Genomic DNA, 26,549 nt, shown 5'->3' with positions numbered 1-26,549 from the left:
GCCGCACCCCCTGATCGACCCGAGCCAGCACTCCCGGAGGGGCGTCGAGCCGACCAACGGCGACGGTTTCGGGATCGGCTGGTACGCCGCCGAGGCCGCCCGCCGCGGTCGCGCGAGCGCTCGCGGGAGGGGGTTCCCGAAGGGGCTACGCCTCCGTACGCGCCCTGCGGCGGGCCGCCGCCGACAGGAGGACCCCCAGGGCCGCGCAGGCCGCGGAACCGGCCGCCAGGGCGCGCACGGGAGCCGTTCCGGTGGCGGCGAGGGAGCCGCCGGTCCCGCCGGCCGGAACGACGGTGGAGCCGCCGGAGCCGGACGGCGCCTCGGCCGCCGTGACGGAGAGGGTGCCCGCGTTGTTCTTCTGGTCCTTCAGGTCGGCGCCGTAGCCCGAGGCCGCGAAGACCAGGCCGGTCGCCTCGTCCAGCGTCCGGTCCGCGACGATGGTGAAGGAGAACGTCTGATCGGTGCCGGGCTCGATCGTGTGCCGGGTGGAGCAGTAGTAGATCGTTCCGGTCGGCACGGGCGCGACGTCCCCGGGGTCGTCGCCGAAGGTGACCCCGCCGGGGTAGTCGTCCCAGTCCGCGCTGGTCGTCAGCCTGCAGGCGCGGTCGCGCGCGGTCACCCGCACCCCGTCGGGGATCTCCACCGCGACCCACGTGGCAGGTCCGGTCTCACTGGAGCCGAGCGCGGAGGCGGCCTCGTCGCCCTCGTTGCGCAGGCCCACGACGGCCGTCGCACGGTCGCCGACCGTCGTGCGGACCGTGTCCCCGATGGCCACCAGGTCCGCCCCGCGGTGGCCGGGGGCCGGGGTGCCGGGGGCGGCGAGCCGGACGACCAGGCCGCCGGTGTTGTCGCCGTAGTCGATGTCCCGGCCCTCGGGCGTGGCGGAGGTCCGGGCAGCCGTCCCCGGACCGCCCGCCGCCTTCGCCGCCGGGGCGGGGGTCGTACGGACGAGGGTGAGCGGGGCTCCGGTGCCGGGCGTCCCGCGGACCGCCTCCTCGTCGAGGTCCCCGCCGATCACGTCGGCCTGATAGCCCACCGTGCCGTCGCCGGCGTCGGGCCCCACCTCGATCCGCAGCGGCCGCGCGAGTTCCCACACCTCGCCCGGGGCGATGTCGGTGTCGAAGTGGCAGACGAAGCCGCTCTGCGGATCGCCCTCGGTGTACTCCAGGTCGTACCGGCAGTTGCCGAAGTCGCCCGCCACCACCAGATCCCGGCCGGAGGACTCGGTGAGGCCGGTCTGCACCAGGACGGAGACGCCGCCGCGGGTCGGCCGGTCGCCGGTGTTGGCGATGACGACCGGCAGTTCGAGGGTGTCGCCGGGCCGCACGTCGGAGACGGTCGACCGCTTCGGCACCGTCAGGTCCGGACCGGAGCCGACCGTGATCCGCGTGGCGGCCGTGTTGTCCGGATGCGCCGCGGCGTCCTTCGCGGTGACGGTGTAGCGCAGCGTCCCGGCGCCGTCGGCCCGCGAGCCGGAGGCGGCCCGCACCTTCACGGGTATCGCCGTGCCGATGTGGTCGACCTCGCCCAGCGAGCAGGTGGCGGTGGTGCCGGAGGTGGCGCACAGGTCCGCGGGGAGCACCACGTCCACGACTCCGGCCAGGCCCGCGAGGTCGAGGGTGACGACGACCTCGTGGGCGGGCTCCGACGCCTCGCCCTGGCGCTGGGCCCGGGCGGTCACCTCGAAGGTCTTGTACGCGGTGCCCGACGCGGCCACCCCGACGTCGACCGGGGCGGTCAGGTAGAGCTCCCTGGCGGGCGCGGCCGACGCCGGGCCCGCGGCGGCGGCGAGTCCGGCCGCGAGGGTCGTGACGGCAGCCGCGGCGCACGCGGCGAAGCGGGTGGGTCTCATGCCGGGTTCCCCCTGAGGAAGTCGACAGTCGGGTGGCGCACCCGTGAACGCGGGGAAGACGCCACGAGATGGACTCGTGGCGCCTTCCGATGGTTGTGCGGTGACCGACCGTCAGCCCGTGGCACGCTCCTCGGGCGGCGGCGGGGTGCGGCGGCGCGGCGGGAAGATCTCGGCCGGCGTGGGCACCTTGCGCTTCGGGTCGCCCGGTTCGGGCGCCGCCGGGTCGGCGGGGGGCGTCTTGGGCTCGGGCTTGGGGCCCGGCTTGGGCTCGTCGGACGCGGCCCGCCCGCCGGGCAGCGCGCGCAGCCGGGCCCGGCCCGCGGAGGGCGTGCCGCAGGGCTGCGCGGGGGCCGGGATGCGCGCCTCCAGGCGGGCGCGCACGTCGAGTTCCGCCAGGTGCTCGCAGCGGCGCAGCACGGCGCGCCTGCGGTGCGCCTCGGCGTCGGTGCACGGCGCGTCGTGCAGTCGGCGCAGCGCGGCGAGGTCGTCCGGCAGGGGCACGTACCCCGTGTCGAGCGCCCCCGTCAACCGTTCCAGATAGCCGGCGGCGCTGCCGGGCAGCGCCGCCCGGTAGCGGGCGAGCTCCGCGAGCTGGAAGGTCCGCAGCCGCCCGCCCTCGCGGGCCGCCTCGTCGACGCCCTCGGCGAGGCGCAGATAGTCCCTGACCTCGTCGGGGGTGGGGATGGTGGTGCTGGACTGTAGGGCCGCTGAGAGGGCGCGCCGGAGCACGCGCAGTTCATCCGCGCTGAACGCCATTCCGCCTCGGGACCCGTGTGGCGTGGGCATGGTCTGACTTTACGTACTAAGCGGACAAAATACGCGTAACCAGATATGCCCGGGCGCGCCGCGGGCGTCCTCCTCCCGCGCACCCGCCACGGCGTCAGGTCGTCGACACGTTCCGCTCGTAGACCAGCCGGAGGCCTATCAGGGTCAGCCAGGGCTCGTGGACGTCGATGACCGCCGACTCGCCCAGCACCAGCGGGGCCAGACCGCCGGTGGCGATGACCGTGACGTCGTCCGGGTCGTCGGCGAGCTCCCGCGCCATGCGCTCGGCCACGCCGTCCACCTGGCCGGCGAAGCCGTACAGGATGCCGGACTGCATGGCCTCGATGGTGTTCTTGCCGATGACGCTGCGCGGACGGGTCAGTTCGACCTTGCGCAGCTGGGCGCCCCGGGCGCCCAGCGCGTCGACGGAGATCTCGATGCCGGGGGCGATCGCGCCGCCCGCGTACTCGCCGCGCGCCGTGACCGCGTCGAAGGTGGTGGCCGTGCCGAAGTCCACGACGATGCAGGGGCCGCCGTAGAGGTGGACGGCCGCGAGGGAATTGATGATCCGGTCGGAGCCGACTTCCTTGGGGTTGTCGGTGAGCACCGGGACACCGGTCTTGACGCCGGGCTCGACCAGGACGGCGGGGACGTCGCCGTAGTAGCGGCGGGTCACCTCGCGCAGCTCGTGCAGGACGGAGGGGACGGTGGAGCAGATGGCGATCCCGTGGATGTTGTCGCCCAGCTCCTCGCCCAGCAGCGGGTGCATGCCCATCAGGCCCTGCATGAGGACCGCCATCTCGTCCGCCGTGCGGCGTGCGTCGGTGGAGACCCGCCAGTGCTCGACGATCTCGTCCCCGTCGAACAGCCCCAGGACGGTGTGGGTGTTGCCGACGTCGATGGTGAGAAGCATCAGTCCCGCTCCGACCCCTCGGCCCGCAGGTCCAGGCCGATGTCGAGGATCGGAGAGGAGTGCGTCAGCGCGCCCACGGCCAGGTAGTCGACGCCGGTCTCCGCGTACGCGCGGGCGTTGTCCAGGGTGAGCCGCCCGGAGGACTCCAGCACGGCGCGGCCCGCGACGATGGCGACCGCCTCCTCCGTCTCGGAGGGGGTGAAGTTGTCGAGCAGGATCAGGTCCGCGCCCGCGTCCAGGACCTCGCGGACCTGGTGCAGGGTGTCGACCTCCACCTCGATCGCCAGATCGGGGAACTCCTCGCGGACGGCCTTGAAGGCCGCCGCGACGCCGCCCGCGGCGACGACGTGGTTGTCCTTCACCAGGGCCGCGTCCGACAGCGACATGCGGTGGTTGACGCCTCCGCCGCAGCGGACCGCGTACTTCTCCAGGGCGCGCAAACCCGGGGTCGTCTTCCGGGTGTCGCGGACCTCCGCCTTGGTGCCCTCCAGCGCGTCGGCCCAGCGGCGCGTGGCGGTGGCGATCCCGGACAGCCGGCACATCAGGTTGAGCGCGCTGCGCTCGGCGGTCAGCAGGTCCCTCGTACGGGTGCGCACGGAGAGCAGCACCTGACCCGCCTCGACCCGGTCGCCGTCCTCGACGTGCCGCTCGACCTCGAACTCGTCGGTGCACACGATGGAAAGGACCGCCTCGGCGACCCGCAGCCCGGCGACCACGCCGGCCTCGCGCGCGGTGAAGTCACCGGTGGCCAGGGCGTCCTCGGGGATGGTGGCCACGGTGGTGACGTCCACCCCACCGTCCAGGTCCTCCTCGATGGCCATGTGCGCGACGTCCTCGACCAGCACCGGGTCCAGCCCGGCGTCGGCCAGCAGCTGTGCCAGGTCCGGGTCCAGGCCGCACTCGGCGGGGTCGTGGGCGTACGCGTCGCCGGAACCGCAGCCGCAGCCGTCACCGCAGCCACCGCCGCCGCCACTTGCGCCGCCGATCTGCAGGAGGGGGAGGTCGGGCGTGCTCATCGCAGGTGCTCCGTTCCGGGACGGGTCGCGGGGAGGTCCGCTGTGGGGGTGGTGTGGATGGTGAGACTAGTGGGTGCGACGGGTGCCGCCGCACCGGACGGAAGCCGTACGACGATGTGCCTGCGCCAGTTCTCGTCGTCCCGCTCGGGCCGGTCCTCGCGCCAGTGGCAGCCGCGGGTCTCCTCGCGGCGGCGGGCCGCCTCCACCAGGACCCGGGCGACCAGGCAGAGGTTGGTCGCCTCCCAGTTCTCCACACAGGGCTCGGCCGTCTTGCCGTCGCGCTCCAGCAGCTCCGCGGCGTCGGCGTACATCCGGCCCAGCGCCGCCGCCGCCTCCTCCAGGCTGGCCTCGCTGCGCAGCACCCCGGCGCCGCGCGTCATGATCCGCTGGATCTCGAAGCGGGCCCCGGACGGCAGCAGCGGGAAGCGGCTCGGGTCGGGGACCACCGGCGCGCCGGGCGCCGCGGGGTGCTCGGCGATGTCCGCGGCGATGCGCTCGGCGAAGACCAGCCCCTCCAGGAGGGAGTTGGACGCCAGCCGGTTCGCGCCGTGCACGCCCGTGCAGGCGACCTCGCCGCACGCGTACAGGCCCGGCACCGTGGTGCGGCCGCGCAGATCGGTGCGTACCCCGCCGGAGGCGTAGTGCGCCGCCGGAGCCACCGGGATGGGCTGCGTGACCGGGTCGATGCCGTTGGCGCGGCAGGCGGCCAGGATCGTCGGGAAGCGGCGCTCCCACATCTCCGCGCCGAAGTGCCGCCCGTCGAGGTACATGTGCTCGGTGCCGGTCTCCTGCATGCGGCGCGTGATGCCCTTGGCGACGATGTCGCGCGGCGCCAGCTCGGCCAGCTCGTGCTGCCCCTGCATGAAGCGCACCCCGTCGGCGTCGACGAGGTACGCGCCCTCGCCGCGCACGGCCTCGGAGACCAGCGGCTGCTGGCCCTCGGCGTCCGGGCCGAGGAAGAGCACGGTCGGATGGAACTGCACGAACTCCAGGTCCGAGACCTCCGCGCCGGCGCGCAGCGCCAGCGCCACCCCGTCACCCGTGGACACCGCGGGGTTGGTCGTGGCCGAGAAGACCTGGCCCATGCCGCCCGTCGCCAGCACCACCGCCCGGGCCCGTACGGCACCGACGCCGTCGCGCTGCCCCTCGCCCATGACGTGCAGGGTGACGCCCGCGGCACGGCCCTCGGCGTCGGTCAGCAGGTCGAGCACGAGCGCGTTCTCGACGAACTCGATCCCGGCCTCGCGCACGGCCTCGATCAGCGCCCGGGAGATCTCCAGACCCGTCGCGTCGCCGCCCGCGTGGGCGATCCGGCGGCGGTGGTGACCGCCCTCCCGGGTCAGCAGGATCTCGCCCGTCGTCTCGCTGGTGTCGAAGTGCGCGCCCGTGGCGATCAGCCGGCGGACGGCGTCGGGCCCCTCGGTGACCAGGATGCGCACGGCCTCCTCGTCGCAGAGCCCGGCACCCGCGACGAGGGTGTCGTCCAGGTGCTGCTCCGGGGTGTCCCCCTCGCCGAGGGCGGCGGCGATGCCGCCCTGCGCCCAGCGCGTGGAGCCGTCGTCGAGCCGGGCCTTGGTGACGACGGTGACCTTGGCGCCCTGCGCGGCGCAGCGCAGCGCGACCGTCAGCCCCGCCACGCCGGACCCGACCACCACCACGTCCGCCTCGTGCGCCCAGCCGGGCGCGGGGGCGTGCAGTCGTATGCCTGTACCTGTGCCGCTCATCGGCGGGCTCCGAACTCCAGGGGGATGTTGTCGATCAGCCGGGTCGTGCCGACCTTGGCGGCGACCGCGAGCACCGCCGGCCCGCTGTGGTCGGGGGCGGCCTCGGTGAAGTCGCGCGGGTCGATCAGGGCGAGGTAGTCCACCGCGAGACCGTCGCCCTTCTCCAGCACCGAGCGCGCGGCGGCCCGTACGCCGTCCGGCCCGTCCTCCAGCGCCTCGCAGCCGGCGAACAGGGCCTGGGAGAGGGTGAGGGCTCTCTCGCGGTCGCCCGCGGAGAGGTAGCGGTTGCGGCTGGACAGGGCCAGGCCGTCCGGCTCGCGGACCGTGGGGACCCCCACGATCTCGGCCGGGAAGTTCAGATCGGTCACCATGCGGCGGATCAGGGCCAGTTGCTGGGCGTCCTTCTGACCGTAGAAGGCCACGTCCGGCCGGGTCAGGTGGAGCAGCTTGGCGACGACGGTCAGCATGCCGTCGAAGTGGCCGGGGCGCGAGGCGCCCTCGTAGCCCTCGCCCATCGGCCCGGCGCTGATCCGCACCTGCGGCCGCCCGCCCGGGTAGACCTCGTCGACGGAGGGCGCGAAGACGATGTCCGCGCCCGCCCGCCCGGCGATCTCGACGTCGGCGTCGAGGGTGCGCGGATAGCGGTCGAAGTCCTCGTTCGGGCCGAACTGCAAGGGGTTGACGAACACCGTGACGACGACGGTGCCGTCGCCCACCCGCTCACGGGCGGTCCGCACGAGCGTGGCGTGCCCCTCGTGCAGCGCGCCCATGGTCATGACGACACCGGCCTCGCCGGGGCGGCCCGCGACGGCCTCCCGCAGCTCGCGCGCGGTGTGCACCAGCCGGGTCATCGCTCTCCCCCCTCGGTGCCGTCCGCCAGGACGCCCAGCAGCGCCTCGGCGAACTCGGGCTTCAGCATGCCGCCGGCCAGCGCGCGGTCCGCCGTGGCGCGGGCCATCGCGACGTACGGCGCCACCATCTCCGGCGCGTGCCGGCGCAGCTCGGCCAGGTGCGCGGAGACCGTGCCCGCGTCACCCCGGGCGACCGGGCCGGTGAGGGCGGCGTCACCGGAGCGCAGCGCGTTGTCCAGGGCCGCGCCGAGCAGCGGGCCCAGCATGCGGCCGGGCTCGGCGACGCCCGAGGCGCGCAGCAGCTCCATGGACTGGGCGACCAGCGTCACCAGGTGGTTCGCGCCGATCGCCAGACCCGCGTGGTAGAGCGGACGGGCCGACTCCTCGATCCACTCGGGCTCGCCGCCCATCTCGATCACCAGGGCCTCGGCGGCCATCCGCAGCTCCGGCGGCGCCGTGACGCCGAAGGAGCAGCCGGCCAGCCGCTGCACGTCGACGGAGGTGCCGGTGAAGGTCATCGCCGGATGCAGGGCCAGCGGCAGTCCGCCGGCGCGCAGCGCGGGCTCCAGCACGCCCGCGCCGTACCGGCCCGAGGTGTGCACCAGCAACTGGCCCGGCCGTACGGCTCCGGTCTCGGCGAGCCCTGCCACAAGCTCCGGCAGCGCGTCGTCCGGCACCGTCAGCAGGACGAGCTCGGAGCGGGCCAGCACCTCGGCGGGCTCCACCAGCGGCACGTCGGGCAGCAGGGCGGCGGCACGGCGCCGTGAGGCGTCGGACACACCCGACGCCGCGACCGGGTGGTGCCCGGCGAGTCGCAGCGCGGCCGCGAGCGCGGGACCGACCCGACCCGCGCCGACGACGCCGACCGTGAGCCGCGCGGGGCGGGCCTCCACGTCGGGGGGCAGGGGCCCCGGGGTGTGCGATGCGTTCACGCTGCCATGGCCTTCCGTTCCAGTCCTCACGGGGGTACCGGACGTTCTCGTCAATGCTACGCGAATGTTTCCCGGCGCCCTCCGGGGCGGCAGGATCGGTGCATGACCTCTGCCGATGACGAGAAGGCGCGGCGCATCGCCGCCGTACGCTCCTGCGACCGCGTGCTGTCCCACGGGAAGCCCCCCACGATGCGCGAACGGCTGGCCGGGCTGGCCGGACGGGACGGCCTCGACGGCCCGCCGGACATGTACGGCGACGGGATCGTCGCCGAGCTGGAGCACCGGGTGGCCGGGCTGCTCGGCACGGAGGAGGCCGTCTGGTTCCCCACCGGGACCACGGCCCAGCAGGTCGCCCTGCGCTGCTGGGCGGGACGCACCGGCAACCCGGTCGTCGCGCTGCACCCGCTGGCCCACCCCGAGGTGCACGAGCGCGGCGCGCTGTCCGCGCTGAGCGGGCTGCGGACCGTCCACCCCACCACGGCCCGCCGCATACCCGACGCGGACGAGGTGCGCGGCATGGACGAGCCCTTCGGCACGCTCATGCTGGAGCTGCCGCTCCGCGACGCCGGATTCGTCCTCCCCACCTGGGACAAACTCACCGCCACCGTGGCCGCGGCACGCGAGCGCGACGCCGTCGTCCACTTCGACGGCGCCCGGCTGTGGGAGTGCCCGCCGCACTTCGGGCAGCCGCTGGAGGAGATCGCGGGGCTCGCCGACAGCGTGTACGTCTCCTTCTACAAGTCCCTCGGCGGCATCTCCGGCGCCGCCTTGGCCGGCCCCGCCGACCTGGCCGCGGAGGCCCGCACCTGGCGGCACCGTTACGGCGGGCTCGTCTTCCAGCAGTGGCCTGCGGTGCTGGCGGCGCTCGACGGGCTCGACCACGAGCTGCCGCGCCTGCCGGAGTACGTGGCGCACGCCAAGGTCGTCGCGGCGGCGCTGCGGGACGCACTCGCGGCGGGGGCGGGCTGGGTCCGGGTGCACCCGGAGATCCCGCACACGCACCAGTTCCAGGTGTGGCTCGCGGAGTCCCCGGACGTCCTGAACGAGGCCGCGGTGCGGCAGGCGGAGGAGACGAAGACGGCGCTGTTCGGCCGCTGGAGCGGAGGGGAAGTGCCGGGGGTGGGGATGACGGAGGTCACGGTGGGGGCGTCCGCGCTTGAGTGGGACCCGGGGGCCGTGGGGGACGCTGTCGCGGACTTCCTGCGGTTCGTGGGGGCCGTGCGCGGGGCCGCGTGAGTTGTGCCGGGCCGGGTTGTCGTGTGCGGCCCGGCGTTTGTGTGCGGGTCGTTTGCGCCTGCGGCGGGCTGTCCCCCGCCCGCCCTCCCGATTGCCCGGCGCGGTCAGGCACCGCCTCGCGCGTGTGAGGGTGGGCCGGGTGCGGGGCCTCCGGGGCTGGGCATTCTGGACGCATATTTACGTGCGTGACGGGCACTTTCCCTGGTCACCCCGGGTGCCGCACACAAATACGCCCAGTGTCCAGAACGCCCACCCCTACGACCCCACCCCCTCCCTCTCGTAGCGCGCCTGATCCCCGGAGGGGGGTAAGTGGGCGGTCCGGGGGCGCCCCGGTTGCCTAGCCGACCCCCACCGGGTCAGGCACCCCAAGGGCGCACCGCCCAGCGGTAACTGGCGGACGCAGGGGGTAGGCAAGCGGTTCGGGGTCGCCGCGAGTGCCTTGCTGACCCCCTCCGGCCGTCGTGCGCGCCAACGACCGGAGGGGGTGTGGCGGGGTGCTCCCCCCGGCCGAAGGCTGGGGGGAGACGAGCGGCGGACCCGGCGCCGAATGATGTCGGCGTAAACCGCGAGCGTTGGTGGGGGTCCCCCCGGCCGAAGGCTGGGGGAGGGCGGGAGGGCGGGGGACCCCCAACCGCAACCACAACGCACCCGCACACAACAACCCGGGCCCGCGGAACGCTCAGGCCGCGCCGCCACCCCCCGCCCGCACAAGCCCCGTCTCGTACGCGAGCACCACCGCCTGCACCCGGTCCCGCAAATCCAGCTTCGTCAAGATGCGCCCCACGTGCGTCTTCACCGTCGCCTCGCTGAGCACCAGCTTCGCCGCGATCTCCCCGTTGGACAGCCCCTGGGCGACCAGCAGCAGCACCTCCCGCTCGCGGTCCGTCAGCCGATCCAGCTCCTTGTGCGTCGGCTGCTTCGCGCTCGGCAGCAGCGGCGTGAAGCGGTCGAGCAGGCGCCGGGTGGTGCTCGGGGCGACGACCGCGTCGCCGCTGTGGACGGCGCGGATCGCCGTGAGCAGCTCGTCCGGCGGAACGTCCTTGAGCATGAAGCCGCTCGCGCCCGCCTTGAGGGCGGAGAAGGCGTACTCGTCGAGGTCGAAGGTGGTCAGGATGAGCACGCGCGGGCCGCCGTCGTCGGGCGTGCGGTCCGGGGCGCCGCAGATCTGGCGGGTGGCCTCCACGCCGTCCAGGCGCGGCATGCGGACGTCCATGAGGACCACGTCCACCGGGGTGGTGCGGAGGATCTCGACGGCCTCCGCGCCGTCGCCCGCCTCGGCGACGACCTCCATGTCGGGCTGCGCCTGCAGCACCATGCGGAAGCCGGTGCGCAGCAGCACCTGGTCGTCGACGAGCATCACGCGGATCGCCATGGGTCCGGTCCTCTTTCCCTTTTCCTGTCGTGTCTGTCGCCGCGCCCCGGCACGGACCGGCTAGCGCGCGGTCTTCACCGGGAGCACCGCGTTGATGCGGAAGCCGCCGCCGGGGCGCGGTCCGGCGTCGAGGGTGCCGCTCACCATGCCGACCCGTTCGCGCATGCCGATGAGGCCCTGGCCCTGGCCGTCCTCGCCGCCGCCCTCGTAGAGCTCCTGCTGGGCGCCGCGGCCGTCGTCCTCGATGAGCAGGCTGAGATCGCTGTCGCCGAAGGTGAGCCGCACCTTGGCGCGGGCCTCGGGGCCGCCGTGCTTGCGGGTGTTGGTGAGCGCCTCCTGCACGATGCGGTACGCGGTGAGTTCGACGCCGCTGGCCAGTGGCCGGGACTCGCCCTCGACCTCGAAGGCGACCGGGAGGCCGGCACCCCGGACCTGCTCTATGAGGTCGGTGAGCTGGTCGACCCCGGGCTGCGGCACGTACTCGCCGCCGCCGTCGTCGCCCGCGCGCAGCACCCCGAGCAGGCGGCGCATCTCGGTGAGCGCCTGGCGACCGGTGGTGGAGATGGTCTCCAGGGCCTGTTTGGCCTGCTCCGGGGAGGCGTCCAGCACATAGGCGGCGCCGTCGGCCTGGACGACCATGACGGAGACGTTGTGGGCGACGACGTCGTGCAGTTCGCGGGCGATACGGGCGCGTTCGGCGGCGACGGCGGCCTTGGACTGCGCCTCGCGCTCGCGTTGCAACCGGGCGGCGCGTTCCTCCAGTTCGGCGTAGTAGGCGCGGCGGGTGCGGAGGCTGTCGCCGATCACCCAGGCCAGCAGGAAGGGGACGGCGAGGAAGAAGGCGGCGACGGCGTTGGCCCACTGGCCCGTCTCCTCGCCCTCGTTGGGCCAGCGCAGGGTGGCGATGGTCGAGGCCACCAGCCCCACGCCCAGGCCGAGCCGGGAGGCCCAGCGGGCGCCGTTGGCGGCGACGGTGTAGATGATCACCAGCATGGCGAAGTCGCCGGGGTTGACCTCGACGTCGACGATCAGCTGGGTCACGCCGACGGCGATCGCCAGCAGCAGCATCTTCTCCGGCATGCGGCGGCGCAGCGCGACCACGGTGGACAGCGCGAACGCCAGCGGCACCGCGGCGACCGACCCCCCGGCCCGCAGCTCCGTCGCCGCGATCCACAGGCCGGAGAACCCGAGCAGGACGACGGCCCAGAAGGTGTCGACCGCGGTCGGGTGCCTGCGGAGGAAGTCGTAGAGACGCTGCACGTAACCCAGCGTAGGCACCCGAGATGCGTGCAGGAGTCAACCGGCAGAGCGATCCCGGGTACTCCCCAGGTTGGAGGCGCCCCCTCCGCGAAGGAGGAGGCGCGCGCGGCGGTCAGCCCGCGGCGCGGCGGTGGCTTCGGGTGCCGTTGCGGGAGCGCTTCTCGATGTACATGCGCTGGTCCGCGGATTGCAGCACCTCGTCCGCGGTCATGCCGCAGCCGGCCCAGCCGATGCCGAAACTGGCGCCGACCCGGACCGCGCGGCCCTCGAAGCGGATCGGCGGGATGATCGCGTTGCGCAGCCGCACCGCGAGGTCCTCGGCGTCCTCCCGGCCGAGGCCGTCGGCGAGGACGACGAACTCGTCGCCGCCGAGCCGGGCCACCGTGTCGCCGTCCCGTACGGCGCTGGTGAGGCGGCGGGCGACCTCGATGAGCACGGCGTCGCCGGTGTGGTGGCCGAAGCGGTCGTTGATCGACTTGAAGCCGTCCAGGTCGCAGAAGAGCACGGCCAGGCCCTTGCCCCCCTCGCCCTCGTCGGACGGGGCGACGGTGTGGGTGTGGTGGTCGAAGCCCGCCGGCGGGGCGCCGCGCTCGACCGGGTCGTAGTCGTAGGTGTAGGCGAACTCGTCGCCGCCCGCGTGGGCGGCCGTGTGGCCGTCGGCGTCGGGGGCCTGGGGGCGGGCGCAGATCTTGCCGGAGAGCCGGGCGCGCAGTTCGGCGCTGTTGGGCAGGCCGGTGAGCGAGTCGTGGCTGGCGCGGTGGGCGAGGGCGAGCTCGCGGCCCTTGCGTTCCTCGATGTCCTCGACGTGGGTGAGCAGGAAGCGCGGCCCGTCGGCGGTGTCGGCGACCACGGAGTTGCGCAGGCTCACCCACAGGTACGAGCCGTCGCGGCGCTGCAGCCGCAGTTCGGCGCGGCCGCCCTCGGCACTGGTGCGCAGCAGGACGCCGACGTCCTCGGGGTGGACGAGGTCGGAGAAGGAGTAGCGGCGCAGCACGGCGGCCGGGCGGCCGAGCAGCCGGCACAGCGCGTCATTGGTGCGGACGAGCTTGCCGTGCTGGTCGCCGCCCATCTCGGCGATGGCCATGCCGCTGGGGGCGTACTCGAAGGCCTGCCGGAAGCTCTCCTCGCTGGCCCGCAGGGCCTGCTGCTCGCGTTCCAGACGGACCAGGGCGCGTTGCATATTTGCACGTAGACGCGCGTTGCTGATGGCGATGGCGGACTGGAAGGCGTACATCTGCAGCGCCTCGCGGCCCCACGGGCCGGGCCGCCGTCCGCCCACCGGCCGGTCGACGGATATGACGCCGATCAGCTCGCCGCCGCCGGTCGGGTTGGCGTACATGGGCGCCAGGAGCCGGTCCTCGGGGTGCCATTCGTCGGGGAAGCGCGGCGGCGGGCCGTCGCCGGGCCAGCTGGGGACGTCGTCGCCGTCCAGGACCCAGCCCTCGTGGTGCGGAATGAAGCGCAGGGTGCCCCAGCGCTCCCCCATGGTGAGCCGGCGCTCCCAGGAGGCGCGCGAGCCGACCCGCCCGGCCATCAGGGCTTCGGCGGCGGCGCTCCCGGCGACGGCCGCGACGACCAGGTCACCGTCCGGCCGGACGAGGTTGACCACGGCCAGCTCGAAACCGAGACCCTTGACGACGCCGTCGGCCACGGCCTGCAAGGTGTCGGCGAGGCTCCGTGCGCAGTTGAGGTCCGCCACGACCTGGTGCACCTGGCGCAGGGTCGCGAGGCGGACATACGGCTCCGACTCGGTGTCCATGCGCTCTCCCCGGGCCCTCGACGACAACTCCTGAGACTGCTTGTGGTCCGTTGTGGTCCAATTCCCACCGCAACTGAATCACAGCGAGCAGTTCGACCGGTACACAGGGTCAACAATTCATGCCCCTTGTGACTCAAGTCACATCTGATTGTCGTGTTCCGATCACGCAGCGTAGAGCAGGCCGGTGGTCCGCCTTCACCCATTGAACACAATCGAGCAGGTGAGCGGGGGGTGTGCGACCGGAACCGGGGGCGGCCGGGAGTCCTAGGACCTGGCTCGATCCGAAGTCCGATGCGGGTGGTGCGCCTGTCCGGCTAGCGTCGGGGCGTGTCACAGTCAATCACCTCCGCCTCTCCGATCCCTCATCCTGGGACCGTGCCCGACGGTTCCGAGCCACCGCCCCCGGACGTGGACGCCGAAGCCTTCCGCGCCGCCATGAGCCGCCTCGCCGCGGGCGTCGTCCTCGTGACCGCCCACGACCCCGAGGACGGCCCGCGGGGCGAGGACGTCGGCATGACCGCGACCGCCTTCGTCTCGGTCTCCCTGGAGCCGCCCCTGGTGATGGTGAGCCTGCGCGAGGGGTCCCGCATGGACGACCTGCTGGAGCGCCGGTCGCGTTGGGCCGTGTCCGTGCTGAGCGAGAGCCAGCGGCACATCGCCGGACGCTTCGCCATGCGCGGCCGCATCAGCGACCGGCTGCTCTTCGAGGACGTCCCCTACTACCGCGGCGAGGTCTCGGGTGCGCCCATCCTCGGCGGCGGCCTGGCCGTACTCGAGTGCGAGACCGAGCAGCGCGTGGCGGCCGGTGACCACACGCTCGTCATCGCCCGCGTGCTGACCGCCCGCGTCCCCAGCGCGGACGGCGCGCCCCTGGTGTACTTCCGGGGCCGCTACCGGCACCTGAGCTGACGCCGGGACGCTCAGGCCCAGCCGCGCGGGTCGCGTCCGCGCTTGGTGTCGCCGCGGCGCTTCTTCTCCCGCAGCCGCCGCTCGTTGATCCCACGCGGGATCTTCGTGGGCCGGCGCACCTTGGGCGGCGGCGCCGTCGCCTCGGCGAGCAGTGCCGCCAGACGCGTCATCGCCGTCTCCCGGTTGCGCCACTGCGAGCGGTGCTCCGAGGCCCGTACGACCAGGACACCGCCCACGAGGCGGGAGGCGAGCCGCTCCAGGGCGCGCTGCTTCCACACCGGCGGCAGCGACGCGGAATTGGCGAGATCGAATCGGAGCTCGACCTGGCTGTCGGAGGTGTTGACGTGCTGGCCGCCCGGTCCGGACGACCGGGAGAAACGCCACATGAGCTCGGACTCCGGTATGGAGACCGAACCGCGGACGACGAGTGGGGGCGGCCATGACATGCCTCCCATGATCCCGCCGACGGCCTCCGGCGTCACAGGATTTTCCGGGACATGGTCCGGGACACGGTTTTCGCCGCAAAGGAACCATGCCGGCCTCTCACCGCGTTCTCCCCCGTGAAGGTAGCGTCGACGTCGGCACGAATGACCGACATCACGGAGGGGACTCCCATGGCTGTAAGCCTGTCGAAGGGCGGCAACGTCTCGCTCACCAAGGAAGCGCCGGGCCTGACGGCCGTCACGGTGGGCCTGGGCTGGGACGTTCGCACCACCACCGGCACCGACTTCGACCTCGACGCGAGCGCCATCGCGCTCAACCCGAGCGGCAAGGTCTACGCCGACGCCTACTTCGTCTTCTTCAACAACAAGCAGACGCCGGACCAGAGCATCGTCCACACGGGCGACAACCGCACCGGCGAGGGCGCGGGCGACGACGAGGCGATCAACGTCAACCTGGCGGGGCTGCCCGCCGACATCGAGCGCATCGTCTTCCCCGTCTCCATCTACGACGCGGACTCCCGCAGCCAGAACTTCGGGCAGGTGCGCAACGCCTACATCCGCATCCTCAACCAGGCCGGCGGCGCCGAGATCGCCCGCTACGACCTCAGCGAGGACGCGGCCACCGAGACCGCCATGGTCTTCGGCGAGCTGTACCGCAACGGTGCCGAGTGGAAGTTCCGCGCGGTCGGCCAGGGCTACGCCGCCGGCCTCGCCGGCATCGCCACCGACTTCGGCGTGGGCCTCTGACGCATCCGGGGCCTCACTCGACGAGGCGCCTCATGCCCCGCACGCGACTAGCGTGCGGGGCATGCTGCTGCTCGAACCCCTCGTCCCGGTGGACGGCTCCCTCCCGCCCGGCGTCCTCGCCGAGCTGACGGCGCTGTACGCCTCCGCTCCCGCCTTCCACCGCGCCACCGGGGACTTCCCCGACCCCGAGAACGTCACCGCCGAGCAGGTCGAGAGCAGCGTCAACGCGGAACTGGCCCACCCCGCCGCGGAGGTGCTGCTCGCCCGCGACGACGCGGACGGCGGACTCGCCGGGATCGCCGTCACCCTCGCCGAGCACCCGGACCCCCTCGACCCCTACCCCTGGATCGGCCTGCTGATGGTGGACGGCGGCCGGCGGCGGACGGGCGTGGGACGCGAACTCGCGGGCCTGGTCGAGGAGCGGCTGCGCGCGGGAGGCCGCGACGGCGTGCGCCTTGCCGTGCTCGACGCCAACCCGGGCGCGCTCGCGTTCTGGCGGGCGCTCGGCTACCGGGTGATCGACCACCGCGAGGACCGGCAGATGGGCCGTCCCTGCTCCGTCCTGCACAAGGACCTGCCGCCGGGGCCGCCGCGTACCATCGGCGGGTGATCGACCTCGGCTACTCGCTCTCCCGCCGCTTCCCCGACCCCCCGCAGACCGACTACCGCACCGCGGACGTGCGGGCGCTGCGCCACGACCTGTTCTGCGGGGACGTCTACCTGGCGGACGTGACGGCCGACCGCGAACTGTCCACAGCCTGGGGATGGGTGCCGGTCCTCGACTTCGCGTGGGCGCTGTGCGACATCGTCGAGCAGCTGGACCGCGACCCGCTCGGCAGCCGCGCGGCCCGCCCGCAGTACGCCGAGCTCGACTTCACCGAGTCCACCGACCGGCTCCGCTTCCAGCGCCGCTTCGGCTTCGTGGACGTCTCCGCCGACTGGGCCCCGGACGACCGGCCGCTCGCCCTCGCCCACGCCGAGCTGCGCCGCGAGGCCCGCGACTTCCTGCACGACCTGATCGCCGACCTCACCGACATGCACGACGGCCTGGACGCCAACCCCGTGATCTGGGACCTGGCGGCGCGCTTCCCGCGCGTGTAGCCCGAACGGCGCAATCCCGGGTGCGCGACCCGTTCGGCCGCCGTCCACTTGGGGCATGGACGACAACTACCCGTTGCTGAACCTGTTCTGGACCATGCTCCTGATCTTCTGCTGGGTGCTGTGGTTCTTCCTGCTCTTCCGGATCATCGGCGACCTCTTCCGTGACCACACGGTCGGCGGGTGGGCCAAGGCCGGCTGGATCATCCTGTTGATCTTCCTGCCCTTCATCGGCGTGCTGATCTACATCATCGCCAGGGGCAAGGGCATGGCCGAGCGCGACCAGAAGCAGGCGAAGGAAATGGACGCGGCCTTCAAGCAGTATGTGCGCGAGGCCGCCTCGGGCGAGGGCGGAGCGGCCGGCGGCAACGTCGACCAGCTGGCCAAGCTCGCCGAACTCAAGAGCCAGGGCCACATCACCGAGGACGAGTACGCCAAGGCGAAGGCGAAACTCCTCGCTTGACCTCAACCCCGCTTGAGGTTGAACAGTGGGCGGTGCGGATCATCCGACCGCCCACTGTCGTCGTGTCCAGGGGGAAACACCATGCACGCCATCCGTCTCCACGCGTTCGGCCCGGCCGGGAACCTGCGGTACGAGAAGGCCGAGGACCCGGTACCCGGCCCCGGCGAGGTACGCGTCGCCGTCGCGGCCGCCGGCGTCCACGTGATCGACACCGCCATCCGCTCGGGCGACCCCAAGGGCCCCTATCCGCTGCCGGAACTGCCCACGATCCCCGGCCGCGAGATCGCCGGCACCGTGGAGGCGGTCGGGGAGGGCGTCGGCCCCGAGTGGCTCGGCCGGCCTGTCGTCGCCCACCTGGGCACGGTGCCGGGCGGTTACGCCGAACTCGCCGTCACCGCCGTCGAGAGGCTCCACGTCCTGCCGGACGGCCGGGACGCCGCGGAGGCCGTCGCCATGATCGGCACCGGCCGCACCGCCCTGGGCATCCTGCGGCAGATACCGCTCGGCCCGGACGACACGGCCGTCGTCACCGCGGCGGCGGGCGGCCTGGGCAGCCTGCTGGTGCAGGCCGCCCGGAACGCCGGCGCCCGGGTCCTCGGCCTGGCGGGCGGGCCGGTCAAGACCGCGCGGGTGCTGGAGCTGGGCGCGGACGCCGCCGTCGACTACTCCGCGGACGGCTGGCCGGACCGGGCCCGGGAGGCCCTGGACGGCCGGCCCGGCACGGTCGTCCTCGACGCGGTCGGCGGCGACCTGGGCCGGGGGGCGGTGGGGCTGCTGGGCCCGGGCGGGCGGCATGTGGTGTACGGCTGGACGTCCGGCGGGCCGCTGGAGTTCACGGCCCGGGAACTGGCCGCCCGCGGCATCACCTCCGAGGTCGTCCTGGGTCCCCCCATGCTCCGGATCGGCCTGCGCACGCTGGAGGAGCAGGCGCTGGCGGAGTGGGCGGCCGGCCGGCTCACCCCCGCCGTGCAGCGCTTCCCGCTGGCCGGCGCCGCCGCCGCGCACGAGGCCCTGGAGGGCCGCGGGACGATGGGCAAGGTCGTCCTGATCCCCTGACCCGGGCACGCGGCCTGGCCCCTGCGCCCGGTACCCCGGCGCCGGATCGGCGGCCCGGCCGTGTGCCGACGGCAGGTCGCGGGCAGGGAGAAAACGTGACAACAGCCACGCACGCCCTGCACGCGGTCCCGCTGACCGGTGGCCCGGTGGAGATCCGCGGCGCGCTCGACCTGGAACGGACGAGGGCCGGAGTGCTGCCGCGCCGCCTCCCGGCGTGGACGCGCACGCAGTACCCGGACGTCTTCATGGACGAGGTGACCGCCCTGCCCTCCGGCGTACGGCTGGCGTTCCGCACCGCGGCCAGGGTGATCGAGCTGGAGGTGCTGACCTCGGTGTGGCAGCTGGCGGGCACCTCCGAGCCGCTGCCCGCCGGGCTCGTCGACCTGGTCGTCGACGGCGCGCGCGCCGGCAGCGCCGCCGCGCCGCCCGGCGACGTCCTCCACAAGCCGGACCTCTTCGCCGAGCCCTCCCGGCGCGAGCCGGGGACACCGGGGCGCGTCAGGTTCGGCGGCCTCCCCGGGGGCGAGAAGGACATCGAGCTGTGGCTGCCGCAGCAGACCCGCACCGAGCTGGTCGGGCTGTGGGCGGACGCCGAGGTGCTGCCGCCGCGCCCGACCGGCCGGCGCCGCTGGATCCACCACGGCAGCTCCATCAGCCACTGCGCGGCGGCCGAGTCCCCGACCGCCACCTGGCCCGCCCTCGCCGCGGCCCTGGCCGGGGCCGAACTGCTCAATCTGGGGCTCGGCGGCAACGCCCTCCTCGACCCCTATGTCGCGCGGACCATCCGGGACCTGCCGGCCGACCTGATCAGCCTCAAGCTCGGCATCAACATCGTGAACCGGGACGCCTTCCGGCTGCGCTCGTTCGGCCCGGCCGTGCACGGTTTCCTCGACACCGTCCGGGACGGGCATCCGGACACCCCGCTGCTGGTGGTGTCCCCCATCAGCTGCCCCGTCGTCGAGACGACCCCCGGCCCGACCGCGCCCGACCTGTCGGCCGCCGTCCCGCGGATCGTCGCGATGGGCAGCCCGGCCGACGTCCCCGGCGGGGCCCTCACCCTCACCGTCATCCGGGCCGAGCTGGCCCGCATCGTCGCCGCCCGTGCCGCCTCCGGCGACCGGCACCTGCACTATCTGGACGGCCGCCGGCTGTTCGGCCCCGGCGACGTCGCCGACCTGCCCGACGACCTGCACCCCAACGCCGCCGGCTACCGGCGGATGGGCCGGCGCTTCGCGGCGATCGCCTTCGGGCCGGGCGGGCCCTTCGCGGAGCGCCGCGAGCCGGGTGCCGGTCCGGTCAGCCGGGGGTGAGCGGGCGGAGGACTCCGTCCGGGTCGTACCGCAGCCACGTCTCCCGTACCCGCGCGCCGGTCGCCCCCGGGTAGGCGCGGTCGAAGACGTCGGGGCCGGTGCCGCTCTCGAAGTTCACATAGCCCCCGGTGCCGAGCTCGCGGACCGGTGCCCACAGCCGGCGCAGGTCCTCCGCCCCGTGCGGCGGGAAGAGGTTGCCCTGCGCCATGACCTGCTGGGTGCGGTGGGCGTAGGCGGTCGCGTCGGCCGGGACGTCGTTGATCGCGCCGCCGAGCGAGCGCAGCTGGACGAAGGCCGGCCGGCGCCGGTCGCCCGCGACGGCCATGACGGCGCGCGCCGCCTCCCGGGTCGGTGCGGGGAGCAGCGCGTTGGTGCTGACCACGGGCTGCTGCCCGGTGTTCGGGTGCCGGTGGGCGGTCGAGACCAGCGCGGTGTACGGGGCCATCTGCGCGGTGGCCCGCAGCGGGCGGTGCCGCCCCGTCAGCAGGGGGCCGAGGGCCTCGCGTACCCGGTCGGGGTCGTCGTCGGCCACGGCCGCGGTGACGGAGAGCGCCAGGGCCGGGCCGTTGGACACGATCAGGGCGGCGGAGGTGAGCGTGCGCGGGGCCGCGGCCATCGCGGACGCCCACTGCGCGAGGGCGGCGCCGCCCGGGTCCGCCTCGTAGACGAGCTGGGCCACGCCGATGTCCCCCAGCTCCATCGCCTCGATCTCGAAGGCGGTCACGATCCCCACGCCCGCGCCCGCCCCGCGCACCGCCCAGAACAGGTCCGGGTGGTGCGTGGCGTCGGCGCGCAGCGCGGTCCCGTCGGCCAGGACGAGCTCCACGGCGCGGACCCGGTCGACGGTGAGGCCGTACAGGCGGGCGAGCCAGCCGATGCCGCCCGCGGTCGCCAGCCCACCGGCCCCGACGTTGCCGTGGTCGCCCGAGCTGATGGCCAGGCGGTACGGGGCGAGCGCGGACGCCACCGAGCCCCAGCGGGCACCCGCCCCCACCCGCACCAGACGAGCGGCCCGGTCCAGGACCCGGACCTCGTCCAGCGCGGACAGGTCGATGACGACGCCTCCGTCGTTGGACGACCGGCCCGACAGCCCGTGGCCGCCGCTGCGCACGGAGACGGCCAGACCCTGCGCACGGGCCGCCGCGAGGGCGGCCGCGACATCTCCGGCACCGCGGACCAGGACCACGGCGGCGGGGTGCGCGACAGCGGTGTAGGTGGAACTCAGCAGCGGGTAGCGGGGGTCACCGGGGAGCACGGTCCGGTCCGCCAGGGTGGCCGGCACGGCGAAGGCGGCGGCCGGCACCACGCCCGGACGGGGCCGGGGCGTCATCGGGCCACCCGCTCGCGGACGGCCGGCACGACCTCCCCGGCGAAGACCTCCAGTTGCCGGCGGTGCGCGGTGACCGGCCAGAACACGAAGGTGTCGAAGCGCAGTTCGGTCGCCCACTCCGCGAGGGTGTCGGCCCACCGGTCGACGTCGCCGTTCAGACCGGGGGCGCCGGAGCCGCCGATCACGCCGATCACGTTGTAGATGCGGCGGATGCCCGCCGGATCGCGTCCCGCGGCGCGTGCGGCCTCGTCGATGATCCGCTGACGCTCCGGCACCTCCCGCGGCGGTACGTAGATGTTCAGCGGCGAGATCCAGCCGTCCGCCGCCCGGCCCGCGACGGCCAGCATGCGCGGTCGCTGCCCGCCGAGCCACAGTTCCACCGGGCGAGGCGGCACCGGGCCCGCCTGGTAGCCCGGCACGGTGAGCACCTCGCCGCGGTACGCCACGGGTCCCCCGTCCAGGGCCGCCCGCATGATCCGCAACGACTCCTCCGTGTACGCCACCACCTCGCGGGGCGGCATCGGCGGCGCCCCCATCGAGCCGATGGCCTCCGGTATCCCGCCGCCGCCGACGCCGAGCCGGAACCGGCCCCCGGACGCCGCGGCCACGCTCGCGGCGGCCTTGGCCAGCATGACCGGGGGCCGCAGCCGGAGGTCCGCCACGTCGGTGAAGACGGAGATGCGCGAGGTGCGGGCGGCGACCAGGGCGGACAGCGTCAGCGCGTCGAGGTGCCCCGGCTGGTAGGGGTGGTCCTGCAGGGCGAGCAGGTCCAGCCCCGCGGCGTCCGCGGCGGCGGCCAGTTCCAGCGTCTCCGGCAGGCGGCCGGCGTCCGGGTCGAGGCTCAGGCCGAAGCGGAGCGGCTGTGCGCGGTCGGTGGTGTCCATGGCTTCAGCGTCGGGGGGCCGGGGCCGCCGGCAAAGGAGGGCATTAGCCGCTCACCTTTGGTAAGTGGCCTGCCGTGCCCCACGCGGAAAGCGGCCCGGGACCGCGCCGGTCCGGGTGTCGGCCCGGGTGTCGGCCCGGGTGTCGGCCCGGGTCCCGACCGGCGTCCCGACCGGCGGCACCGGCGTCCCGACCAGGGGCAAGGAAGGTCGCCGCCCGCGGAGGGCCCGCGGCGGTCGATCCCCTGGACAGCGGTGCCCGGCTCGGACATGCTGCGTCCGCGATCATGTGCGGCACGGGACCGCACCGCGCGGGGTGGGGAGTTCGATGGAGCGCGTCCGCTTCCGTTTGACCTGGTACCAGCGGATGATGCCGGCCCTGCCCGCCGCCGTCGTCCTCACGGTCCTGTCGGTCGTCGAGCAGATCGCCTTCCCGGCGTCGCCCGGGGTCGGTTTCGCGTTCCCGGCCGGTATGTGGCTGTCGGTGCCGGCGCTGCCGCTTCTGTCCGCTCCGTACGGCGTGACGCTCACCGCCTCGTCCGCGGTGGTGCACGGCCTGCGCCGCCGGACGATTTCCTGGGGGGACGTCCAGGGCATCTGGACCGAGTCCTCCATGGGACTCCGGAGAATAGTGATCTGCGAGGGCGACGGCCGCCTCACCCGGCTGCGAGCCCCCGTCACCGGTTTCCCGGCCCGGGACCCGGCGTTCGAGGAGAAGTTCCGCACCATCGGCGAGTGGTGGCTGCGCCACCGCGGGCCCGACTGGTCCCCCCTGCCCCAGCCGTGGCCGAACCGGGCGGACCGGGCGGACCGGGCGGACCGGGCCCACTAGAACCACCCCCACCCCACGCACCCCGGCCGCGCCGGGGTGCGTCGTGCTGTCCGCCTTCGCAATGACCAACGTAAGCCGCGCAAAAAACAAACAGAGATCCGCAGTTGCTCATCATCAGCCCGAAAACATCGGGCAAGAGCCTTGTGGAGCGGCCTGACGGGTCCTTACTGTCGCCTCACCTCACGACGTCCGCTCCGCCTCGAACGTCCCGGGCGGTCGCGCCTTACGAGAGAAGAGCTGGGGATGACACGGAGCAGCAGCAGGAGAGCGTGGCGAAGAGCCGTGGCGGTGGTCGCGGTTGCGGCCGGGGTGGGCATCGGCATCGGGCCGGTCGGAACGGCCCAGGCCGGTGCCGCGCCCGCGAGGGGGACGGCCGCGCCCGTCGTGACGCGGGGGGCGGTGGATCCGTCGCTGGTCGCCGGACGCGGCGCCGACCTGGGGTTCGTGGAGCAGGAAGCCGAGAACGCCGCGACGAACGGCGAGGTCATCGGCCCGGACCGGACCGCCTACACGCTTCCCGCGGAGGCGTCCGGGCGCAAGGCGGTGACCCTCCAGCGCGGCCGGTACGTCGAGTTCACGCTGCCGAGCGCCGCCAACGCGATCACCGTGCGGTACAGCATCCCGGACGCGCCCGGCGGGGGCGGCATCACCGCGCCGCTCGACGTGACGGTCAACGGCCGCGCCCGCACGACGATGACGCTGACCTCGCAGTACGCCTGGCTCTACAACCAGTACCCGTTCTCCAACGACCCGCGGGCCGGGCTGCTCCACGACGACTGGTGGATCACCGAGTGCGGCTGCGTCCCCAACGCGACCACCCCGGCGCCGGTGATCGCCAAGCCCTTCCGGCCGAACCACTTCTACGACGAGCAGCGCCTCCTGCTCGGCCGGACGTACAAGGCGGGCGACAAGATCCGGCTGACCGTCCCGTCGCGTGCCGGGGCCGTCCCGACGACCGTCGACCTGCTCGACTCGCACCTGGTCGCGCCGCCCCGCGTCTCGCTCCTCGCTGCGAACGTCCTCGCCTTCGGCGCCGACCCGACCGGACGCCGGGACTCCGCCAAGGCCCTGGACAAGGCGATCGCCTTCGCCCGCCACGCGCACCTGAAGGTCTATGTCCCGCCGGGCACGTACCAGGTCAACCGGCACATCATCGTGGACGACGTGACGATCGAGGGCGCCGGCAGCTGGTACACGATCTTCAAGGGCAAGGAGGTCGCGCTCGACACCCCCCTTCCCGACGGGTCCGTCCACACGGGCGTCGGCTTCTACGGCAAGGACGCGGCGGACGGCGGCAGCCGCGACGTCCATCTGTCCGGCTTCGCGATCGAGGGCGACGTCCGCGAACGCATCGACACCGACCAGGTGAACGGGGTCGGCGGGGCGATGAGCGACTCCACGATCCAGGGCCTGTACATCCACCACACCAAGGTGGGCATGTGGTTCGACGGCCCGATGTCGAACCTGCGGATCACGGACAACGTCATCACCGACCAGATCGCCGACGGCCTCAACTTCCACACCGGCGTGACGGATTCGGTCGTCCGCAACAACGTCGTCCGCAACTCCGGCGACGACGGCCTGGCCATGTGGTCGGAGAAGACCGGCAACGCGCGCAACACCTTCGACCACAACACCGTGCAGACGCCCGTACTCGCCAACGGCATCGCGATCTACGGCGGCACCGACAACACGGTCTCGGCCAACCTGATCGCCGACCCCGTTCGCGAGGGCAGCGCCCTCCAGGTGGGCTCCCGCTTCGGCGCCCAGCCCTTCACCGGGCACCTGTGGATCACCGACAACACCACGGTGCGGGCCGGCACCTACGAGCTGAACTGGAACATCGGCCTCGGCGCGATCTGGTTCTACGCCCTGGAGCGGAACATCGACGCCGACATCCGCGTGACCGGCGACCACTTCCTCGACAACACCTACAACGCCATCATGCTGGTCGCCGACTGGCCGGTGAAGGACACGTACTCCATCACGAACGTGCACTTCAAGGACATCCGGGTGGACGGCACCGGCACCTCGGTCGTCAGCGCCCGGGTCGCCGGCTCGGCGTCCTTCGAGAACGTGGACGCGCGCCATGTCGGCGCGGTCGGGGTGAACAACTGCGGATCCTTCAACTTCCCCGCGACCGGCTCCGAGTTCTCCCTGACCGACCTCGGCGGGAACGACGGAGGCGGCACCACCGGTCCGTGGCTGGGCGCGTGGGAGCTGCCCAACACCATCACCTGCGACGACCGCCCCCCGGTCGTCGCACCCCCGGCCCCGTCCCCCTGGTGACGGGCGTCCGCGCCTGACCCGTGGGGCCCACCGAACGCCCCGGCCGAGCAGGGGCCGGGGCGTTCCGCACGTCCGCGCCGGTACGGCGGCGGGCACGAACGAGGTCACCGTCCGCCGACCTCGCAGGTGTGCCCGCTCCGCCCGGGCACCCGGCACGCGCCACCCGCGCCGTCACGGGTCCGTCACGAAACCCCGGCTCTCTTGCGCGGGACTCCACGCGATGAGCATGTTGAGCCATGCACACGACACTCACCACCGGCACGCTGCTGCTCGCTCGCAGCCGGTACCGCGGCAGAGGCGGCATCTCCTTCCACTACTGGGGCGGCCAGATCACGTTCTGGGGCGTGGTGATACTGCTGGCGATCGCCGCCGCCCTGATCATCTGGTGGCAGGTGCACAAGCGCCGGGGTTGACCGGGGCGCGCACGCGCAGGCCGGAGGCCGGGTACTCGTGTGGGACCCCTCCGGCCCGGTACCGGGTGACGGACCGCCGGCCACCGACGCATCCGCGGCTCGCGCCCAACCCCAGAGGACACGAACCCGGTTGGCGCGGCCGAACGGCCGTCTCACACCGCGGGATCGGTGCGGACACGCTTCCGCCGCCTCGCCGCGCGATGCAGCGTCAGGCCCGAGCCGGTCACCAGGGCGAGGCCCACGGCTGCCAACCCCGAGGAGAACAACAGCGCCTTGGTCCCGATGTCGCGCTCCGCGACGACGTTCTCGGGATGGCCCGCCTCGTAGACGACGGCCAAGCGGTCCCCGTCGTCCAGCCCTCTGGGGTCGGTGGACTCCGGGAGCCGGTGCGTCACCTCGTCATTCACCGCGGTGAACCTCACCCAGAGCCGGTCGTCGCCGGCGCCGTGGACATGCGTCCGGATGATCCCCGTCGTGTGCACACCGTGGCGCTGGTCGACGGTCTGCTTCACCGTCGTGGCCAGAACCCACGCGCCTACGACGAGCAGCAGCGCTCCGACGGCGAGGAGCGCCCGCGGGTCCCGGGCTGATTCGGTGTCCCGCTCACCCGCGTTCGGGAACGCCTTGGGATTCCACCCGGGCACTCCATGCACTCGGCTCATCACATCCCCCCTGCCCCCCATGGCCGAAGCCTATGCGGCACCCGAGGCCGTACGGGAGACCCCGTGCGGCCGTGATGACGTCCGGGTGAGCACCGACCGCCGCCACCCGAATGGCGCAACATGACGTGCCACCCACATGGGTGAAGATCAAGCTGGCTAGTGCCCCGACCGAGGCAATCCGTGAAAGGGGAACCACATGCGCAGTCGACGAATCCTCGCCACCGTCATCGCCACGGCAGCCCTCGCCGGACTCGGCCTCACAGGCGCCGCCACCGCCACCGCACAGGGCGCTCCGTCCTACGTCACCCCTTCCGAGTGCACGGAAGGCGGCGGAACGCCCGCGATCAACGAGGAGGGCAACTACTGCAAGGGCGGTACGCACGACGGGGAGCAGGTCGACTAGACCCCCAAGGCGCCCCGCAGCCAGGCGCCGCGG

General features: G+C 73.7%; 26 protein-coding genes. 12 read left to right on the top strand and 14 right to left on the bottom strand.

Going from position 1 to position 26,549, the window contains the following annotated elements:
* Positions 1-145 precede the first annotated feature (145 nt).
* From AB0F62_RS24790 to AB0F62_RS24760, 7 genes are all read right to left on the bottom strand, one after another.
* Positions 146-1,852, bottom strand: coding sequence for a hypothetical protein (locus tag AB0F62_RS24790; protein WP_361803057.1), 1,707 nt, complete (start codon positions 1,850-1,852; stop codon positions 146-148).
* 111 nt (positions 1,853-1,963) lie between these two features.
* The gene (locus AB0F62_RS24785) at positions 1,964-2,638 is read right to left on the bottom strand and encodes a hypothetical protein (RefSeq protein ID WP_361803054.1); all 675 of its coding nucleotides are present in this window, start codon (positions 2,636-2,638) and stop codon (positions 1,964-1,966) included.
* 94 nt (positions 2,639-2,732) lie between these two features.
* The gene (locus AB0F62_RS24780) at positions 2,733-3,530 is read right to left on the bottom strand and encodes a type III pantothenate kinase (protein ID WP_361803051.1); all 798 of its coding nucleotides are present in this window, start codon (positions 3,528-3,530) and stop codon (positions 2,733-2,735) included.
* Complete coding sequence (gene nadC / locus AB0F62_RS24775) at positions 3,530-4,546, bottom strand: carboxylating nicotinate-nucleotide diphosphorylase (protein WP_361803048.1); 1,017 nt, start codon at positions 4,544-4,546, stop codon at positions 3,530-3,532. The genes AB0F62_RS24780 and nadC overlap by 1 nt, the downstream gene beginning before the upstream one ends.
* The gene (locus tag AB0F62_RS24770; RefSeq protein ID WP_361803045.1) at positions 4,543-6,270 is read right to left on the bottom strand and encodes an L-aspartate oxidase; all 1,728 of its coding nucleotides are present in this window, start codon (positions 6,268-6,270) and stop codon (positions 4,543-4,545) included. Before AB0F62_RS24770 ends, nadC begins: the two co-directional genes overlap by 4 nt.
* Positions 6,267-7,121 (bottom strand): pantoate--beta-alanine ligase, encoded by an 855-nt coding sequence (gene panC / locus AB0F62_RS24765; RefSeq protein WP_361803042.1) that lies wholly within the window; start codon positions 7,119-7,121, stop codon positions 6,267-6,269. The genes AB0F62_RS24770 and panC overlap by 4 nt, the downstream gene beginning before the upstream one ends.
* On the bottom strand, positions 7,118-8,053 hold the full coding sequence (locus tag AB0F62_RS24760; protein WP_361803039.1) for a DUF2520 domain-containing protein: 936 nt from the start codon (positions 8,051-8,053) through the stop codon (positions 7,118-7,120). The genes panC and AB0F62_RS24760 overlap by 4 nt, the downstream gene beginning before the upstream one ends.
* Positions 8,054-8,155: 102 nt before the next feature.
* Here AB0F62_RS24760 and AB0F62_RS24755 point away from each other — a divergent pair, with 102 nt between their 5' ends.
* Positions 8,156-9,289, top strand: a complete 1,134-nt coding sequence (locus AB0F62_RS24755; protein ID WP_361803036.1) for a beta-eliminating lyase-related protein — start codon at positions 8,156-8,158, stop codon at positions 9,287-9,289.
* Between the two features lie 679 nt (positions 9,290-9,968).
* On the opposite strand, the gene AB0F62_RS24750 is transcribed toward AB0F62_RS24755, so the two are convergent.
* The 3 genes from AB0F62_RS24750 to cdgB form a co-directional block, all read right to left on the bottom strand.
* The gene (locus tag AB0F62_RS24750; protein WP_361803033.1) at positions 9,969-10,661 is read right to left on the bottom strand and encodes a response regulator transcription factor; all 693 of its coding nucleotides are present in this window, start codon (positions 10,659-10,661) and stop codon (positions 9,969-9,971) included.
* 60 nt (positions 10,662-10,721) lie between these two features.
* Positions 10,722-11,921 carry a sensor histidine kinase gene (locus tag AB0F62_RS24745; RefSeq protein ID WP_361803030.1) on the bottom strand — a complete coding sequence of 400 codons (1,200 nt, stop codon included), beginning with the start codon at positions 11,919-11,921 and terminating at the stop codon, positions 10,722-10,724.
* A 112-nt stretch (positions 11,922-12,033) separates the two neighbouring features.
* Positions 12,034-13,680 carry a diguanylate cyclase CdgB gene (cdgB, locus tag AB0F62_RS24740; protein WP_361803027.1) on the bottom strand — a complete coding sequence of 549 codons (1,647 nt, stop codon included), beginning with the start codon at positions 13,678-13,680 and terminating at the stop codon, positions 12,034-12,036.
* Positions 13,681-14,115: 435 nt separating this feature from the next.
* On the opposite strand from cdgB, the gene AB0F62_RS24735 reads away from it, so the two are divergent.
* Complete coding sequence (locus AB0F62_RS24735) at positions 14,116-14,589, top strand: flavin reductase family protein (RefSeq protein WP_361803063.1); 474 nt, start codon at positions 14,116-14,118, stop codon at positions 14,587-14,589.
* An 11-nt stretch (positions 14,590-14,600) separates the two neighbouring features.
* On the opposite strand, the gene arfB is transcribed toward AB0F62_RS24735, so the two are convergent.
* On the bottom strand, positions 14,601-15,044 hold the full coding sequence (arfB, locus tag AB0F62_RS24730; RefSeq protein WP_361803060.1) for an alternative ribosome rescue aminoacyl-tRNA hydrolase ArfB: 444 nt from the start codon (positions 15,042-15,044) through the stop codon (positions 14,601-14,603).
* Between the two features lie 159 nt (positions 15,045-15,203).
* Here arfB and AB0F62_RS24725 point away from each other — a divergent pair, with 159 nt between their 5' ends.
* From AB0F62_RS24725 to AB0F62_RS24700, 6 genes are all read left to right on the top strand, one after another.
* Positions 15,204-15,779, top strand: coding sequence for a TerD family protein (locus AB0F62_RS24725; RefSeq protein WP_361803024.1), 576 nt, complete (start codon positions 15,204-15,206; stop codon positions 15,777-15,779).
* A gap of 61 nt (positions 15,780-15,840) precedes the next feature.
* Entirely contained in the window at positions 15,841-16,389 is a 549-nt protein-coding gene (locus AB0F62_RS24720; protein WP_361803021.1) for a GNAT family N-acetyltransferase, read from the top strand.
* Positions 16,386-16,880 (top strand): hypothetical protein, encoded by a 495-nt coding sequence (locus tag AB0F62_RS24715; protein WP_361803018.1) that lies wholly within the window; start codon positions 16,386-16,388, stop codon positions 16,878-16,880. The genes AB0F62_RS24720 and AB0F62_RS24715 overlap by 4 nt, the downstream gene beginning before the upstream one ends.
* A gap of 55 nt (positions 16,881-16,935) precedes the next feature.
* On the top strand, positions 16,936-17,340 hold the full coding sequence (locus AB0F62_RS24710; RefSeq protein ID WP_361803015.1) for an SHOCT domain-containing protein: 405 nt from the start codon (positions 16,936-16,938) through the stop codon (positions 17,338-17,340).
* Between the two features lie 81 nt (positions 17,341-17,421).
* Positions 17,422-18,396 (top strand): zinc-binding dehydrogenase, encoded by a 975-nt coding sequence (locus AB0F62_RS24705; protein ID WP_361803012.1) that lies wholly within the window; start codon positions 17,422-17,424, stop codon positions 18,394-18,396.
* A 95-nt stretch (positions 18,397-18,491) separates the two neighbouring features.
* Positions 18,492-19,706: a GDSL-type esterase/lipase family protein gene (locus tag AB0F62_RS24700; RefSeq protein ID WP_361803009.1), complete on the top strand. Its 1,215-nt coding sequence runs from the start codon at positions 18,492-18,494 to the stop codon at positions 19,704-19,706.
* Here AB0F62_RS24700 and AB0F62_RS24695 read toward each other — a convergent pair.
* Both AB0F62_RS24695 and AB0F62_RS24690 read right to left on the bottom strand, forming a co-directional pair.
* Positions 19,693-21,036: an FAD-binding protein gene (locus AB0F62_RS24695; protein WP_361803006.1), complete on the bottom strand. Its 1,344-nt coding sequence runs from the start codon at positions 21,034-21,036 to the stop codon at positions 19,693-19,695. The two genes, AB0F62_RS24700 and AB0F62_RS24695, sit on opposite strands and share 14 nt — an antisense overlap.
* Positions 21,033-21,920, bottom strand: a complete 888-nt coding sequence (locus tag AB0F62_RS24690; protein ID WP_361803003.1) for an LLM class flavin-dependent oxidoreductase — start codon at positions 21,918-21,920, stop codon at positions 21,033-21,035. The genes AB0F62_RS24695 and AB0F62_RS24690 overlap by 4 nt, the downstream gene beginning before the upstream one ends.
* Positions 21,921-22,245: 325 nt before the next feature.
* Here AB0F62_RS24690 and AB0F62_RS24685 point away from each other — a divergent pair, with 325 nt between their 5' ends.
* From AB0F62_RS24685 to AB0F62_RS24675, 3 genes are all read left to right on the top strand, one after another.
* Positions 22,246-22,749 carry a hypothetical protein gene (locus tag AB0F62_RS24685; protein WP_361803000.1) on the top strand — a complete coding sequence of 168 codons (504 nt, stop codon included), beginning with the start codon at positions 22,246-22,248 and terminating at the stop codon, positions 22,747-22,749.
* 243 nt (positions 22,750-22,992) lie between these two features.
* A complete protein-coding gene (locus AB0F62_RS24680; RefSeq protein ID WP_361802997.1) occupies positions 22,993-25,038 on the top strand; it encodes a glycosyl hydrolase family 28-related protein in 2,046 nt (681 codons plus the stop codon).
* Between the two features lie 236 nt (positions 25,039-25,274).
* Positions 25,275-25,451 carry a hypothetical protein gene (locus AB0F62_RS24675; protein ID WP_361802994.1) on the top strand — a complete coding sequence of 59 codons (177 nt, stop codon included), beginning with the start codon at positions 25,275-25,277 and terminating at the stop codon, positions 25,449-25,451.
* A 152-nt stretch (positions 25,452-25,603) separates the two neighbouring features.
* On the opposite strand, the gene AB0F62_RS24670 is transcribed toward AB0F62_RS24675, so the two are convergent.
* A complete protein-coding gene (locus AB0F62_RS24670) occupies positions 25,604-26,113 on the bottom strand; it encodes a DUF3592 domain-containing protein (protein ID WP_361802991.1) in 510 nt (169 codons plus the stop codon).
* A gap of 196 nt (positions 26,114-26,309) precedes the next feature.
* Between AB0F62_RS24670 and AB0F62_RS24665 the strand changes: the two genes are divergently transcribed.
* Positions 26,310-26,516 (top strand): hypothetical protein, encoded by a 207-nt coding sequence (locus AB0F62_RS24665; RefSeq protein ID WP_361802988.1) that lies wholly within the window; start codon positions 26,310-26,312, stop codon positions 26,514-26,516.
* Positions 26,517-26,549: the final 33 nt, after the last annotated feature.

Origin of the sequence: Streptomyces sp. NPDC026673 (genome assembly GCF_040638135.1) — a bacterium.
GTDB lineage: Bacteria > Actinomycetota > Actinomycetes > Streptomycetales > Streptomycetaceae > Actinacidiphila.
This window is presented reverse-complemented; position numbering and strand designations above follow the sequence as displayed.